Annotated in this window: 7 protein-coding genes; 6 read left to right on the top strand and 1 reads right to left on the bottom strand. The window is 63.5% G+C overall.

What is annotated here, in order from left to right; all coding sequences use genetic code 11:
- Window positions 1-65 precede the first annotated feature (65 nt).
- Window positions 66-1,013 carry a histone deacetylase family protein gene (locus JJB74_RS26110; RefSeq protein WP_200597164.1) on the bottom strand — a complete coding sequence of 316 codons (948 nt, stop codon included), beginning with the start codon at window positions 1,011-1,013 and terminating at the stop codon, window positions 66-68.
- A gap of 178 nt (window positions 1,014-1,191) precedes the next feature.
- Between JJB74_RS26110 and JJB74_RS26105 the strand changes: the two genes are divergently transcribed.
- The 6 genes from JJB74_RS26105 to JJB74_RS26080 all read left to right on the top strand — a co-directional run bounded on the left by JJB74_RS26105 (window position 1,192) and on the right by JJB74_RS26080 (window position 13,680).
- A complete protein-coding gene (locus JJB74_RS26105; RefSeq protein ID WP_200597046.1) occupies window positions 1,192-2,112 on the top strand; it encodes an AAA family ATPase in 921 nt (306 codons plus the stop codon).
- 7 nt (window positions 2,113-2,119) lie between these two features.
- Entirely contained in the window at window positions 2,120-3,118 is a 999-nt protein-coding gene (locus tag JJB74_RS26100; protein ID WP_200597045.1) for a DUF58 domain-containing protein, read from the top strand.
- Complete coding sequence (locus JJB74_RS26095; RefSeq protein WP_200597043.1) at window positions 3,115-5,130, top strand: transglutaminase family protein; 2,016 nt, start codon at window positions 3,115-3,117, stop codon at window positions 5,128-5,130. The genes JJB74_RS26100 and JJB74_RS26095 overlap by 4 nt, the downstream gene beginning before the upstream one ends.
- Window positions 5,127-6,248: a lytic murein transglycosylase B gene (gene mltB, locus JJB74_RS26090; protein WP_200597041.1), complete on the top strand. Its 1,122-nt coding sequence runs from the start codon at window positions 5,127-5,129 to the stop codon at window positions 6,246-6,248. The genes JJB74_RS26095 and mltB overlap by 4 nt, the downstream gene beginning before the upstream one ends.
- Before the next feature lie 796 nt (window positions 6,249-7,044).
- Complete coding sequence (locus JJB74_RS26085) at window positions 7,045-8,454, top strand: methyl-accepting chemotaxis protein (protein WP_407672430.1); 1,410 nt, start codon at window positions 7,045-7,047, stop codon at window positions 8,452-8,454.
- Between the two features lie 96 nt (window positions 8,455-8,550).
- Entirely contained in the window at window positions 8,551-13,680 is a 5,130-nt protein-coding gene (locus JJB74_RS26080; protein ID WP_200597038.1) for a YDG domain-containing protein, read from the top strand.
- Window positions 13,681-13,812: the final 132 nt, after the last annotated feature.

Here is a 13,812-nt window from a genome sequence, read left to right as displayed (position 1 = left end):
AGCGGACTTCAGGGGAGGGAAAAGAGGCGGTATTGTACGGCAGCGGCGCCCGCCGCTCCCACGCATTAATCGAGCTCTGCGAGCGCCTTCAAATGCGCGACTACGCTGCGCCCCAGCGCCGACAGGTTGTAACCGCCCTCCAGGCAGCTGACGATGCGCCCGCCTGCATGCGCTTTCGCCACTTCCATGACCTTGCGCGTGATCCAGGCGTAATCGGCTTCGACCAGGCCCATCTGGCCCATGTCGTCCTCACGGTGGGCGTCGAAGCCGGCGGAGATGAAGATCATCTGCGGCTTGAAACTGTTCAGCGCCGGCAGCCACAGTTCGGTCACCAGTTGCCGTACCTTTTCGCCATTGCTCATTGCCGGCACCGGCACATTGACCATATGCGGATTGAATTGCGCCTCGCCGCCCACGCCGCTGTACGGATAGAACGGATGCTGGAAGAAGCTCACCATCATCACGCGCGGCTCGTACAGGAAGGCTTCCTCGGTGCCATTGCCATGGTGGACGTCGAAATCGACGATGGCGACCCGCTCCAGGCCATGCACATCGATCGCATGGCGCGCGGCGATCGCGACATTGTTGAACAGGCAGAATCCCATCGCCTCGCCCGGCCGCGCATGATGGCCCGGCGGTCGAATGGCGCAAAAGGCATTGTCGAGTTCACCAGCGATTACCGCATCGGTGGCCGCCACTGCGGCGCCGGCGGCATGCAGCGCCGCATCCCAGGTGTGCGCGTTGAGCAGCGTATCGCCGTCGATGGGCACATAGCCGCCGTTCTCCTTCGCTTCCCGGCCCTGTTCGCGCAGGCGCTCGATCGCATCGGCGCGGTGCACGCGGGCGATGTCGACGATATCCGCTGCCGGCGCTTCGCGGTGGTCGAGGTAGTTATCGATGCGGCTGGCGATGAGTTGATCTTCAATTGCCTGGAGCCGGTCCGGGCTTTCCGGGTGCCAGTCGCCCATCTCGTGGCGCTTGCACTCCGGATGACAATAAATGGCAGTGGTCATGTTGTAGAACGGAACGCCGGTGTGGCGTTCTCGCATAGAATTCCATGAGTTTAACGAAAAACGATAGGCGAACGTGTCAATTAATTCATTATTGCCGCGGCAGCCGCCTTGACATGGGACAATGTGACGCCTTCGGGCTTGCATTTCCCCATCCCTCCCATCGCAGCCGGAACTCGCTATGTATTCCAAGGTTCATGCCGTCGCCGCCCAGATCGGCGAGCTTATCGTCGGCAAGGAGTTGCAGATTCGGCAGGCGCTGGTCTGCCTGCTGGCCGGCGGCCACTTGCTGATCGAAGATGTGCCGGGCGTAGGCAAGACCACGCTGGCGCAGGCGCTGGCCATCTCGCTCGGCCTGAAATTCAACCGGGTGCAGTTCACCAGCGATCTGCTGCCGGCGGATGTGGTTGGCATCCCGGTGTTCGACCGCGAAAAGAATGGCTTCGCCTTTCATCCCGGCCCGGTATTCACCCAAGTGCTGCTGGCCGACGAAATCAACCGCGCCACACCGAAGACACAGTCGGCCTTGCTCGAAGCGATGGAAGAGCGCCAGGTATCGGTCGATGGCGCCACCCATGCACTGCCACTACCCTTCTTCGTCATCGCCACGCAAAACCCTTCGCACCAGATCGGCACCTTTTCGCTGCCGGAATCGCAACTGGATCGCTTCCTGATGTGCCTGTCGCTCGGCTATCCGGATGCCGCCGCCGAGCGCGCGCTGCTCATGGGCGAAGACCGGCGGACGATGCTGAAAACCCTGAAAGCGGCGATGACGCCGGGCGAGCTGGAAGATGCGCGCGCCGCGCTTAGGGAAGTGCATGCCTCCGCGGCACTGGTCGGCTACGTACAAGCGCTGGTGGCGGCATCGCGGCAGAACGGCCTGTTCGCGGAGGGCTTGAGTACCCGCGCGGCGCTGGCCCTGCTGCAGGCGGCGCGCGCCTGGGCGGTGCTGGAGGGGCGTAATCATGTCATACCCGAGGATGTGCAGGCAGTGCTGTTGCCCGTGGCCTCCCATCGCTTGCGGCCGCTGCGGTCTTCGGGCAGCAGCAACGCTTCCAGCCGCGACCTGGTGCAGCAGATGATGAAATCCGTCCCGGTGTAAGGCAGCGATGCTGTTGTCCGTCACGCAAGGCTTGCGCGCCTCGACCGCGGAATGGCTGTCGCGGCGCATCACGGCGCAAGGCAGCGACATCACGCTGAACCAGCGCCAGGTCTTCATTCTCCCTACCCGCGCCGGCCTCGGTTTCGGCCTGCTGCTGATCCTGCTGTTCATCGGCTCCCTGAATTACAACCTGGCGATGGGCTATGCGCTGACCTTCGTGCTGGCCGCTTGTGCGATGGTCGATATGCATATGTGCTTTCGCAATCTTGCCTATCTGCGCCTGACCGGCGGCCGGACGCTGCCGGCACATGCCGGCGAGCAGGCGCGCTTTGCGCTGCACATCGACAATCCCGGCCGGCATGAGCGCTATGCGATCCGGATCGGCTTCGCCGATGCCAATTGGTCGGTGCGCGCGCAGGCGGTCGATATCCCGGCCAACGGCAGCCGGCAGGTCGTGCTGGAGACGCCGGCGCTCGAACGGGGCTGGCTGGCCGCGCCGCGGGTGCGGCTCTCGACCTGCTTTCCCCTCGGCCTGGTGCGCGCCTGGAGCTATTGGCAGCCGGAGAGTCGCGCATTGATCTATCCGCAACCGGAAGGGCAGGCCGTGCCGCTGCCGTCGTTCGATGCGGCGTTTGATGAAGCGCGCGGCGCGGCCGGCGAAGATGATTTCGCCGGCGTGCGCGCCTACCAGCCCGGCGACAATCCGCGCCGCCTGGCCTGGCGCCACATCGCCCGCCTCGGCGGGCTCCTCGATTCCAGCATCCTGGTGACCAAGCATTTCGAAGGCGGCTCGGCTTCCGAGCTGCGCCTGGATTACGCGCTGCTGCCGCAGACGATGGATGTCGAAGCGCGCCTGTCGCGCATGACGCGCTGGATCATCGAGGCCGAGACCTGCGCCCTGCCCTATGCCTTCGCGCTGGGTGACATGCGCGCGCCGGCCGCGCTCGGCGGCGCGCACCGCGAAGCCTGCCTGCGTGCACTGGCCCTGTTCGGGAAGCAGCCATGAATGCGATTTCCGAGCCGATCAGCGCGCGCCTTGCGCATGGCCTGGCACGCGACAAATCCGACACCCTGCTTCTGCTCGGCGCCTGCGCACTGGTGATGATGCCGCATGCCTGGCATCTGCCGGCCTGGGCCACGCTGTCGGCTGCGGCGCTGCTGTTCTGGCGCGGCTGGCTGACCTTCCATGGCAAGCGAATGCCGCCGCGCTGGCTGCTGCTGCCGGTGGTCGGCATGCTCATGGGCGGCGTTTATGCCAGCTACCACAGCTTTCTCGGACGCGAACCCGGCGTGGCGATGCTGGTGCTGCTCTTGACGCTCAAACTGCTCGAGATGCGCGCGCAACGCGATCTGTTCGTGGTGCTGTTCCTGTCCTTCTTCGTGCTGCTGACGAATTTCTTCTATTCGCAGACCATCGTCACCGCGCTGCTGGCCGCCTGCGGCATCGTCGCGATCCTGACCGCGCAGATTTCCTTCCAGTTCACCGGCACCCATCCGCCGCTGCGCCGGCGCGTCGCGCTGGCATCGCGCATGTTCCTGCTGGCCGCGCCGCTGACGCTGGTGCTGTTTCTGTTCTTTCCTCGCGTGCAGGGCCCGCTGTGGGGCATGCCGGAAGATGCGGCGAGCGGCCACACCGGCCTGTCCGACAGCATGGACCCGGGCACTTTCGCGCCATTGAAACTGTCGCGCGACATCGCTTTCCGGGTGCATTTCACCGGCAACACGCCGCCCTCCTCGGACATGTACTGGCGCGGCCCGGTGCTGGGCCATTTCGACGGCCGCACCTGGGCGCCAGTAGCCGGGCACGGCCCCAGGCAAAGCTTGCGGCCGCAGCGACTCGGACGCGATGTGCGTTATGAGGTCACGCTTGAGCCCAGCGGCCGTCGCTCACTGTTCGCACTGGATGTGCCGGCGCTGCCGCCGCAATTGTTCGACAACCCGGTGCAGTTTCGCACCGACGGTCAATTGCTCGCCCGGCAGCCGCTGCAGGCGCGGGTGCGCTATACAGCGCATTCCTTCCTCGACTACCAGCTCCAGCCCGATGCCGACCCGAGCGCGCTGCTCGACTGGTTGCAACTCCCTGATGATGGCAACCCGCGCAGCCGCGAATTCGCTGCCCGGTTGCGAAACGACACGAAAACGGATTCACAACGGGTGCAGGCGGTGCTGCGCCTGTTCCGTGAGCAGCCCTTCCGCTATACGTTGCGGCCGCCGCGCCTGGGCGACGACATCGTCGACGATTTCCTGTTCACTACCCGGGCCGGCTACTGCGAACACTATTCGACCGCCTTCGTGGTGCTGATGCGGATGATGGCGATCCCGGCGCGAGTCGTTACCGGATACCAGGGCGGCGAATTGAACCGGGTGGATGGCGATTTGACGGTGCGGCAATCGGATGCGCATGCCTGGGCCGAGGTGTGGCTGCCAAAAGCCGGCTGGATCCGGATCGACCCGACCGCCGCTGTGGCGCCGGAACGGGTCGAGCGCGATGCCGCCGATCTCTTGCCGGAAGGCGCGTTCGGCGGCTTGCTGCAGGGCGCCGCCGGTCCATGGATGGCGCTGTTGCGCCAGCTGCGCGACAACCGCGACGCGGTCAATCACGCCTGGAACCAGTGGGTACTGAACTACACGCCCGAACGCCAGCGCGGCTTGCTGCAGAGCCTGGGCATCGACGATCCCGACTGGAGCAGCTTCGCCGCATTGCTGCTCGGCCTGGGCGCGGCAGCCACCGCGCTGATTGCGCTGCCGCTGTTGCGCCGACGCCAGAAAACCGATCCGATCGACGCCCTGTACCGGCGGCTGTGCGACGGCCTGGCGCGCGAAGGCTATGCGCGTGCAGTGCATGAGGGTCCGCGCAGTTACCGGCTGTGGCTTGCGGCCGCGCCGCTGGCCGAACAGCGACTGGCGGCGATCCTGCGTTTTCTCGAACTCTATGAATCCGGGCGTTACTCCGCCAAACCCAACGAGGGCGCCGCCCTCCTTAACCAACTCCGTTACCTGTTGAAGCAATCCCGATGAAGCCTTTCCGTATCCTGTCCGTCACGCTCCTGTTGTCCTCCCTGCTGGCAGGCTGCCAGACCGAAGCGGTCGAAAGCCGCAAGCGCGCGCAAGCCGAGAAACCCGCGAAACCTGCAAAAGCGGCGCATGCCGCGAAAAAGGCGCCGGCCGACACCGATGAATTCGTCAATTTCAACGACTGGAGCGATGTGCAAAGCTTCATCGACGGCATGGTCGAACGCTACGGATTCTCCAGGGAAGAACTGCAGCGCACCTTGGGCAAGGTGCGCTATGTCGATTCCGCGGTGCGCCTGATGCGTCCGGCGCCGCCGGGACGGCCGAAGAACTGGACAGCCTATCGGGCGCGCTTTGTCGAGCCGGTGCGCATCGACGCCGGCGTGGCGTTCTGGAACCGCTATGCGGATGCGCTGGCTCGCGCCGAAGAACAATACGGCGTGCCTGCGGAAATCATCGTCGGCATACTCGGCGTGGAAACCATCTACGGCCGCAACACCGGCGATTTCCGGGTGATGGATGCGATCACGACCCTGGCCTTTGCCTATCCGGATACGCCGACGCGCCAGACGCGCATGGCGTATTTCCGTGAAGAGCTCGCCAATACCCTGCTGCTGGCGCGCGATGCCGGCATCGATCCGTTCTCGCTGCGCGGCTCCTATGCCGGCGCAGTCGGCTGGCCGCAGTTCATGCCCGGCAGCATCCGCAAGTTCGGCGTCGATTTCGATGGCGATGGCCGGATCGACCTGCGTAACTCTCCGGTCGATGCGATCGGCAGCATCGCCAACTTCCTGGTCATGCACGGCTGGCGCCGTGGCGAGCCGCTGGTGTTTCCGGCGAGCGTGGATGCGGCCGCGGGCAGCGGCTGGGAATTGTTCCTGAACCAGGGACTGGAAGCGAAATTCCGCCTGAATGAAATGCGCGCCGCCGGCGTCAAGCCGGAAACCACGGCGCCGGACGATCTTCTTTACGGTCTGGTCGATTTGCAGAATGGCGAGGCGCCGACCGAATACTGGCTGGGCGCGAACAATTTCTTCGCCATTACTCAGTACAACCGGAGTTTCTTTTACGCGATGTCGGTGATTGATCTTGGGCGGGCGGTTCGGGTGGCTCGGGGGATTTGAACGCATTTGTGCGCTGACGCATAAGCTGCGATTTGGACTTCGTAAGTAGATATTCCAAACAATTTCAACAGCTACTCTTGAGCCGCCGCCTTATTTGTAAGCCGCGCTCTGCGATGTCGGAGTCCTGCCAGAACGCAGCATTCTTTCTGCTGTGGAGCGCCGGGATGCAATCAAGTTTTTCAAAGCCGAATATACCGGCAAGAAGAAGCTCACGCGGCGAGACCGTTTTCTGGCTGAGCTCGAGGCAGTAAGCCCGTGCTCCGGCTTGATTGCCGGCTTGAGTCGCAATATCCGAAGGTTGAAGGACGCGGTCGCCCACCGATTGGTCTGGCGCCCGTGCTGCCCTTGTATGTGGTGCAGCAATGCTGTGGCCTCTCTGAGAAAGGCATGAAAGTAACGGTTCACGAGGCACAGCAAAATGCTGGCGCGGAGATTCCGAAAACAATCGTAAATAACCGTTAAAAATGTGAAATTCTAAGCATAGCCAAACATTTTTCATAAATATGTTGATTTAAGCATTCCCTGTTAGTATCCTGCTGGAAACTTTATAACCACTTTTTAAGGTTCCAGGATGAAAAACGGTAAAAACGGAATGCGTCTGGCGCATCGTTTGGGCATGCTGATCGCTGTATTCGTACTGGGTTTCGGACTATTTGGTCTATGTGCATTTCGCGTCCTGCAGAAGCTTGAGGTCAATGGCCCGGTCTATCAGCGCATTGCCCTCGGCAAGGATCTGGTGGCCGATATCCTGCCACCGCCGGCCTATATCATCGAGGCTTACCAGGTCAGCCTGGAAATGGCCGCTGGTTTGCATTTGACGCCGGAAATCGGCGTGAACCGACTGAAAAAGCTCCAGGTGCAGTACCAGGAGCGCCACGCCTTCTGGGCGCAACAGCACCTGAAGAAGGATCTGGCCGATGCCTTCCTCGTCGACTCCCATGCCCCGGCCCAGTCGTTTTTCAAAATCGCCATTGCAGAATTTGCCCCCGCCTTGCAGGAAGGGAACGCGGCAGGCGCAACCGCCGCGCTGAAGAAAATGCAGACTGTCTACGAGACGCATCGAGCCGCAATCGACAAGGCGGTCCTCATCGTCACCGCGCTCAACGAGGCGGAAGAAGGGGACGCCAGAAGTGAAATCAGCAGCAATACCGTGATTCTTGCGGCAATTTTCTGCGGTTCGCTCGGTCTGGCGATTGCGGTGGCGGGCCTGCTTGTCAGAAAACTGTTGAAAGAACTCGGCGGCGAGCCCGATGAGGCGGCGTCGATTGCCCGCCGCATTGCTTCGGGGGACTTGAGCACGGAGATTGCCCTGAAAAATGGCGATACGAGCAGCCTGCTCCATGCCATCAAGTCGATGCAGCAAATGCTGGCCGGGACGGTATCAGTGATCCAGGTTTCGGTGGATGCGGTACGCAACGGTTCGCAGGAAATCGCTTCGGGCAATATGGATCTTTCCGCGCGCACCGAGCACCATGCCAGCGCGATCCAGCAGACGGCGGCAACGCTCGAAAGACTCACGCAAACCATTCAGCAAACCGCAACCAGCGCTCGGGAGGCGAGCAAGCTGGCCCATGGCGCCTCGGGTATTGCCGTGCAGGGTGGAACCGTCATGCACCAGGTAGTGGACATCATGGCCGCGATCAGCGATTCCTCGGACCGCATCACGGAAATCACCACGGAAATCGACGGGATCGCCTTTCAGACCAATATCCTGTCGCTCAATGCCGCCGTGGAAGCTGCCAGAGCCGGCACGCAGGGTGCAGGATTTGCAGTCGTGGCCAATGAAGTGAGGAACCTGGCGCAACGCTCCGCCGCCGCTTCAAAACGCATCCGTGCGTTAATCGACGACGCCACGCGCGACGTCGGCGCCGGGCGCGGTCTGGTCCATGAGGCGAGCCGGACCATGAAGCAGATTGTGGACAGCGCTGGCGAGGTAACGCAACTCATCGCCGGCATTAGCAAGGTTACCGGTGAGCAGAGCGCCAGCCTGGGCGAAGTGAATGCGGCTGTCACGCAGATGGGCGAGGTAACGCAGCAGAATGCGGCACTGGTTGAGGAAGCCGCCGCCGCATCCAGCTCGCTGCATGAACAGGCGGACAAGCTGCTGGCGCTGGCGAATCACTTCACCGTCACACCACGCCTGGGCAGGGAGCTGCATCGCCTGCCATCAACAACATCCAATACAAACAATCTTTCGTACACCTGATACAACAGGTTAAAAATTTCCCTGGGGAATATTAATTCCTGCAGGAAATATTGCTAGACTTCCGGTCTTATTCATTCGAGGCAGGAAGAGACAGTCGTGAATCGGATCTATTGCGTGGTGTGGAATGCAGCCAAAGGCACATGGCAAGCAGCATCGGAATTCGGCGGGCGTCGCGTAAAAGCCCTCTCCTGTCGCGCCGCGAGGCGCAAGAACATGGCGGCGCTTTCGCTGATGCTGGCCGGCTCGGGCGCCCTCGCCGCCGGCGCGCTGCCTACCGGCGGCAATGTCGTAGCCGGCCAGGCGAACATCGCGCAAGCCGGTTCCGGCATGACGATCACGCAATCCAGCTCGCGCGCGGCTATCGAATGGCAGGGTTTTTCGATAGGCCAGGGCAACACCGTCAATTTCGTGCAACCATCGCGCGATGCGGTGACGCTGAACCGCGTGCTCGGCCCGGACGCGTCCACCATCCAGGGCGCGTTGCAGGCCAATGGCCAGGTGTTTCTCGTCAACCCGAACGGCATCCTGTTCAGCCCAAGCGCGCAGGTCAATGTCGGTGGCCTGGTCGCCAGCACGCTGCAGATTTCCAATGAAGATTTCCTCGCAGGCCGCTACCAGTTTTCCGGCAACAGCAGCAATGCGGTCGTCAACCAGGGCAATCTGCAGGCGGCAAGCGGCGGCAATATCGCGCTGATTGCGGCAAAGGTTTCCAACACCGGCACCATCGCCGCGGATGCCGGCAATGCGTTGCTCGGCGCCGGCAGCCAGGTGCTGCTCGATTTCGGCGGCCCGGTGAAGCTGCAGGTGCAGGCAGGCGCCCTTGATGCGCTGATCGAAAACGGCGGCGCCATCCGCGCCGATGGCGGCACGGTGTATCTGAGCGCGAAGGCCGCCGGCGAACTGGCCGGCACCGTGATCAACAACACCGGGATTGTGCAGGCGCGCACGCTTGCCACCGGTGAGCAGGGTCAGATCGTGCTGCTCGGCGATATGGAACGCGGCAGCATCCATGTCGGCGGCACGCTGGACGCCAGCGCACCTCGGGGCGGCAATGGCGGCGCGATTGAAACCAGCGCGGCAACGGTGAACATCGATCCGGCAGCCGTGGTCACCACGCTGGCGCCGAACGGCGTTACCGGCCAATGGCTGATCGATCCATACAACGTGACCATTGCCGCATCGGGCGGCAACATCACCGGCGCGGCGCTGGCCACGCAGCTCAATACCACCAACGTCACCATCGACACCAGCAGCAACGCCTACTCTTCCGTCAGCGGCGTCGGCGACATCACCGTCAGTGACGCCATTGCCAAGACCGGCGCCGTTGACACGACCCTGACGCTGCGCGCTGATCACAACATCGTCGTCAACAGCCCGATCTCCTCGACCAACAGCCGGCTTGGCATCACGCTCCTGGCCGGCATGGCTTCCGCAGCGACCAGCGGCGGCGTCAATGTCAATGCCAATCTCACATCCAATGGCGGCGACATCGTCATCGGCGGCGGCGGCACCAGCAACGCACCTTCGTCCTATGCGAATGCGAATGGCATCGGCTACGCGCTCAACCTCAGCAACACGTCGGCTGCGGTGATCATCGGCACCTCGCGCACGATTTCCTCGGACAGCGCCACCCTCGGCGGCGGCAACATCACGATCAACGGCAAGTCGACGGCCACCGCCAGCGGCGGTTTGTACGTGGCAAACACCGCGGGCGTGTACATCATGACCGGCGGCACCATCAATGTCGGCTCGGGACGGCTGTACCTGAACGGCGAAAGCGACGGCAGCGACCATGTGTTCGGACTGGCTTTCCAGGGCGGATCCAACAACGATCCGATCTCGAGCATCATCGCGTCCTCGCGTTCCTCGCTGCTCATCAGCGGCACGAACTACAGCGGCAACGTCGACAACGCCACCACGCAGCAGGGCGCCATCGGCCTGAGCAGCAACGGCGGCGCGAGCACGATCCGTTTCCGCGCGCCCTCGGTGGCGGATTGGCTCATCAAGCTCAATGGCGCGGCGCAGAACATCACCTACTCCACCAGCGCGCTGAACACCAACTCGCTGTACGGCGGAACGATGACCGTGCCCGCTGCCAACGGCAGCTACAACAAGGCGGTGTTCGAGACCAATGATGCGGCATGGCATGTGTCCTATGTGCTGGCCACCGGCGGCTCGAAGACCTATGACGGCACCACCGCCGCCACGAACCTGAGCTACACGACCACCGGCAATGACGCCTCGTTCACGCTCGGCTCGCTCACCGCGGGCAGCTACAACTTCCTGACGCCGAGCAAGAATGCCGGCACCTATAGCCCGCTGCTTGCCGACCCGGCCAATGGAGTGGCCTATACCAGCGGCGGCGTGCGATATGCGCTCGGTTATTTCTCGACCGGCAATTACACGATCACACCCAAGACCCTCACGCCCATCGCGGCGGACAAGGTCTACGACGGCAACACCAATGCCGCCGTCACCGCTTCCGGCATCCTTGGCGGCGACAACGTGACCCTCAGCGGCACCGGTTCCTTTGCCAGCAAAAACGTCGGCCAGTACAGCGTCAGCATCAGCGGCATTTCGCTTGCCGGCGCCGACAAGAACAACTACACCCTGTCGGGCACCTCGGCCAGCGCCACTGCGAACATCACGGCGCGCACCGTGACCGTAAGCGCCAGCAAGACTTACGATGGCTCGACCAGCATGGCCGGCGCCGTCACCCTGGGCAATCTGGTCGCTGGCGAAGACCTCACCTATACCGGCGCGGTGGCCAATAGCGCCAATGTCGGCGGCGCGCAGTACGTGAGCGGCATCACGCTGGCCGACGGTGCGACCGGCGCGGCCAGCAACTACAAGCTGCCCTCGCTCACCGCCGCCAGCAGCGGCAATACGGCCTCGATCACACCAAAGGCGCTGACCGTGACCGGCATGACGGCGCAGGACAAGATCTATGACGGCAGCGCCAATGCAACGCTGTCCGGCGGCACGCTCTCTGGACTGGTCAACGGCGAAACCCTGTCGATTGCCGGGGAAAGCGGCAGCTTCGCCGACAAGAATGTCGGCACCGGCAAGGCTGTCACGGTCACCGGCGTGACGCTGGCCAATGGCACCGGATCGGCATCGAACTACACGGTGACCAATCCGACCGACGTTACCGCGTCGATCACGCCGAAAGCGCTGACCGTGACTGGCATGAACGCGCAGACCAAGACCTATGACGGCACGACTGCAGCAACGCTGTCCGGCGGCGCGCTTTCCGGTTTGGTCAACGGCGAAACGCTGGGCTTCTCGGGACAAACCGGCAGCTTTGCCGATGCGAATGCCGGCACTGGCAAGGCCGTCACCGTGACTGGTGTGACGCTGGCCAACGGCAGCGGCCTGGCATCGAACTATACGGTCGCCAATCCGACCAATGTCACCGGCTCGATCACGCCGAAGGCATTGACCGTCACCGGCATGACGGCACAGGACAAGGTCTATGACGGCAGCACCGCCGCAACGCTGTCCGGCGGCACGCTCTCCGGCCTGGTCAATGGCGAAACCTTGAGCTTCTCGGGACAGACCGGCAGCTTCGCCAATAGGAATGCCGGCGCGAACAAGGCTGTGACGGTCACCGGCGTCACACTTGGCAATGGCACCGGCCTGGCATCGAACTACACCATCGCCAATCCCACTGACGTCACCGGCTCGATCACGCCCAAGGCACTCACCATTTCCGGCATTACCGCCGCCGACAAGATTTATGACGGCACGACGACTGCCACGCTCGGAAGCGCCGGACTGCTGATGTCCGGGTTGCTGGGGAGCGACCAGGTTGGCGTTTCCGCCACCGGCGCCTTCGCCAACAGCAATGCCGGCAACGGCAAGACGGTCAACATCAACGGTGTGCTGACCGGCGCCGACGCGGCGAACTATGCGCTCACCGGCCAGAGCACCACGACGGCCAGCATCACGCCGAAGGCACTGACCGTGACTGGCATGACCGCGCAAAACAGGACCTATGACGGCACGAGCGCGGCAAGCCTGTCCGGCGGCACGCTCGTCGGCCTGGTCAATGGCGAGACCCTTGGTTTCTCCGGCCAGACCGGCAGCTTCGCCGACAAGAATGCGGGTGCGAACAAGGCGGTGACGGTAACCGGCATTGCGCTTGGCAACGGCACCGGACTGGCATCGAACTACACCGTCGCCAATCCGACCGGATTGAGCGCGACCATCGCGCCGAAGTCGCTGACGGTTTCCGGCATCACGGCCGCCGACAAGACTTACGACGGCACGACCGGCGCCACGGTCAGCACTGCGGGCGCACAGCTCGCTGGTCTGGTGGCGGGCGATGCGGTCAATGTGACGGCCAGCGGCAGCTTCGCCGACCGCAACGCCGGCAACGGCAAGACCGTCAGCCTGAGCAGCGCCTATAGCGGCACCGATGTCGGCAACTACAGCATCACGTCACAAGCGTCGACGACGGCCAGCATTCTTGCGAAGGCGCTGGCTGTTTCCGGGACGGTGGCTGCGGACAAGAGCTTCGACGGCACGACGACAGCCACGCTGGTAACAGCCGGCAAGCTCGACGGCGCGCTCGCCGGCGACGATATCGCGCTCGACGCTGCCCATGCCCAGGCCAGCTTCGCCCAGGCCGCGCCGGCATCCGGCATTGCGGTCAATGTCACTGGCCTGGCGCTGCAGGGCGCCAACGCCGGCAACTACCGCATCGATGGCAATGCCGTCACCAGCGCCAGCATCCTGGCCGCAGCGCCGACGCCTGTTGCGCCGACGCCTGCAATCCCGGCGCCTGCGATCCCGTTGCAGGTGGTGGCAAGCGCAACGCCGGCGCAGCTGCCGATCGCCGCAGCCGCCAATGCTTCGCAACTGGTGGCGCCGGTACGGCCCACGCCGGCGCCAAGCGTGGGTGCGCTGAACTATCTGGCGGTGCCGGACACGCCGGCAGCGGCTAACGCAGCTCCGGCCGCGGCCAGCGTGCCGGCGGCAAATGCGGCAAGCACGGTGAACACCGTGAACGGCGTGAATAGCGGCGCGGAGGGACCGACATCCCCCGCCCAGAACAGCGATGCGCCGGCCGTGGCGTCGAACCGGCAAAGCGCAACGCAAGGCCTGAGCGCCGGGCGCGATGTGAAGTTCCTGAATGTCTTCGTGGTGTCCGGCGGCATCCGCATGCCGGCAACCACCGCACCGGCCGCCACGTCGGCCGCAACTGAGTCGATCAGCAATTAATACCAATCCCGGCCCATAACGCACCATGAAACCGTGTCTTTTTCCGCCTGGCGGCGTTGCGCTCGTCGTGAATAGGCATAGCTATTCACTCCTCCCGCGCTTGCAGCGCGCACACTGGCTTGCAAGCCAGTG

The organism is Noviherbaspirillum pedocola (assembly GCF_016632335.1).
Classification (GTDB): domain Bacteria; phylum Pseudomonadota; class Gammaproteobacteria; order Burkholderiales; family Burkholderiaceae_D; genus Noviherbaspirillum_A; species Noviherbaspirillum_A pedocola.
Note: the sequence above shows the minus strand (reverse complement) of the source record. Positions and strands in the feature narration are given on the sequence as shown.

Bases quoted from the DNA above. Each gene is read 5' to 3' on its own strand.
- JJB74_RS26110 (WP_200597164.1), bottom strand. From the start codon at position 1,013: ATGACCACTGCCATTTATTGTCATCCGGAGTGCAAGCGCCACGAGATG.
- JJB74_RS26105 (WP_200597046.1), top strand. From the start codon at position 1,192: ATGTATTCCAAGGTTCATGCCGTCGCCGCCCAGATCGGCGAGCTTATC.
- JJB74_RS26100 (WP_200597045.1), top strand. From the start codon at position 2,120: ATGCTGTTGTCCGTCACGCAAGGCTTGCGCGCCTCGACCGCGGAATGG.
- JJB74_RS26095 (WP_200597043.1), top strand. From the start codon at position 3,115: ATGAATGCGATTTCCGAGCCGATCAGCGCGCGCCTTGCGCATGGCCTG.
- mltB (WP_200597041.1), top strand. From the start codon at position 5,127: ATGAAGCCTTTCCGTATCCTGTCCGTCACGCTCCTGTTGTCCTCCCTG.
- JJB74_RS26085 (WP_407672430.1), top strand. From the start codon at position 7,045: ATGGCCGCTGGTTTGCATTTGACGCCGGAAATCGGCGTGAACCGACTG.